Consider the following 2,270-nt stretch of genomic DNA (forward strand, 5'->3'; position numbering starts at 1 on the left):
GCGGCGCGCGGGCCCCACTTCCGTCATGCTTCGATGATCAGTTGAGTCCTTGCATCAGATCTTCGGCGGCCGCTCGACCTGCAAGCCCGTCGTCGGATCGAGGAAGAGCTTGCGCTGATAGCGGCCTTCGCCACGACGGTTGAAGTCGAACATGCCCATGATGCTGCCCGCCTTCTCGTCGAACGATCCGCCACCGATACGTTGCCCATCGAGCCAGTTGTCTTCAATGAAGCGCACTACCGACGACTGATCGATCTGCGTATGGTCGACGAAGTTCTCCTTCGCCCACGGCGAGATCACGACAAACGGAATGCGCGTGCCCGGACCGCAACGGCCGTTGACGGGTTTGCCCTTCACGCCATTGTCCGCCGAGCCCGTGCCACAGATTCCAGCGCCATTCAACTGGTCCGCGACGGAATCGTACGATGCACTCGTCGGCATTGCGTAAGCGTGGTCGTACCAGCCGTCGGAGTCATCCCATGCCACGATGACGGCCGTATCTTTCCAGTCCTTTTGCTGCTGCAGGAAGTTCACGACTTTCGTCACGAAAGCCTGCTCGTCGAGCGGGTCCGAATACCCAGCGTGGCCATCCTGGAAGGCCGGGGCCTTGAGGAAGCTCACTGCCGGGAAATTGCCGGCGTTCACCGCGTTGAAGAAATCGTCGGTATCGTACTGGTGGTTAGCGGGGTCTGCGCTGTGGCCGACAGCCTGGATCGAGCCCGGGCGCAAGTGTTTCGGATTGGAAGTCGACGCGTAGTACTGGAACCAGTTGTGGTGGGGAATATAGTCGGCTGTGGCGGAACCGACGACCGTCGACAGCGTGCTGCGCTTGCATCCCGTCGTGCCGTTGCTGTTGACCGTCGCAAGGTTGAAGCCGCCCATGAAGCCGCCCCACGTGATGTTGCGCGCGTTCAGCAGGTCGCCGATATTCTTGCCCGTCATCAACGCAGTATCGGTCGTGCTCGAGCAGGTGTCGTAGGCCGGGTCCACGTCATTGATCATCGTGAAGCCGCCTTGCCCGTCGTTCACGTAGTACGAACCTGACGCGGAAGGCTGCTTCGTCGTCAGCACGACCTGCATGCCGTTGGTCTGCCCTGACACGACTTCGAGCGCGCCCGGCGTCGACGGTCCGTAGGTCGACGTATAGGCGTTGTCGCTCATCGCGAATCGTTGCGCGTAGTTCCACAGCGCGGTGACCGTGTTGCCGTCGAAATAGCCCATCACCTGGCCCGTCGTGCCGAATGCACCGGCTCCGCCGCTCGATCCCTTACCCGTGTACTTCGGGAAGAGATCGGCGGCGCCGTTGTCGTACGCTTGCTGCTCGGCCGTGTACGCGTGATTCTGGTCGGCGCTCGACGCCTGCGTGCGGTCGAGACGGAACGGATTGGCGGCGCCTGTTCCGTTGGCCGTATTCGTGGAGTTCGGGTTGTTCGTGAGCAAGGCGCCCGAGAGGCCGTTCACCTGAGGCGTGCCGGGCAGCGCGTTGAAGGCAGGCTCACCAGACGGGTTGGTCGCATGCGGATAGGTCGCGAAGTAATGATCGAACGAAATGTTCTCGCCGTAGATCACCACTAGATGCTTGATCGGAGTAGCCGTATGAACTTCGTCTGGCCGGTTCTTGTCATGCTCGTCGGAGGCGCTCCACGCTACGGTCGATGCGAATGCTGCGGCTGTGAGCGAACCAAGTGCTATCTGACGCCATTGCATTTCAGGCTCCTGTTTGGATTCGTATTGGCGGGAATGACCGCGACGCCCAGGCGCAGGGAGAATCAAAGACGCATCACATCGCTGACGCCGTTGAGATGGGGGAGGCTACGCGGCAGTGGGGTTCAGGAAAGCGAAGTCATTAAAGCATCGACGTATGAATGCCAAGCGTCAGAGTCCTTACGGAATAGTTTCGTCCCAAAGATCAGGCGTCGGATTGCGTGTTCTCTTTGAGAGAAAGTCGCAGAAGCAGGCCTGTTTTTTCGTAATTCTTTGGCGCTGTGCGACAGCTGAGTGCGAGGGGTGAATAGATGCGTAGCACTATCACCTTTGAAGAGAAGATCGCCAATAGGGTCAACTATTGCGACTCACTCGATCAAACTCTAACCGTGCGAGTACTTTTTTATCGACGCGAGCGGACATACGACACAAAAGCTCCGGAATCTCTGCAAAAGTCCTGGCACTGACGTGAGCGTGAACTATCCTGGGATGGGGATACTTCAAGGAGCGGCGAGATGACACAGCTTGGTCTTGGTCTGGATCTGTCGACGAAGCGCACCCGCAAG

At 59.2% G+C, this 2,270-nt stretch carries 1 protein-coding gene; it reads right to left on the reverse strand.

The window, feature by feature from the left end:
- Positions 1–54 precede the first annotated feature (54 nt).
- Complete coding sequence (locus AB4Y32_RS40250; protein ID WP_439899906.1) at positions 55–1,707, reverse strand: phospholipase C; 1,653 nt, start codon at positions 1,705–1,707, stop codon at positions 55–57.
- Positions 1,708–2,270: the final 563 nt, after the last annotated feature.

Source organism: Paraburkholderia phymatum, from assembly GCF_040965635.1.
Lineage (GTDB): Bacteria > Pseudomonadota > Gammaproteobacteria > Burkholderiales > Burkholderiaceae > Paraburkholderia > Paraburkholderia phymatum_B.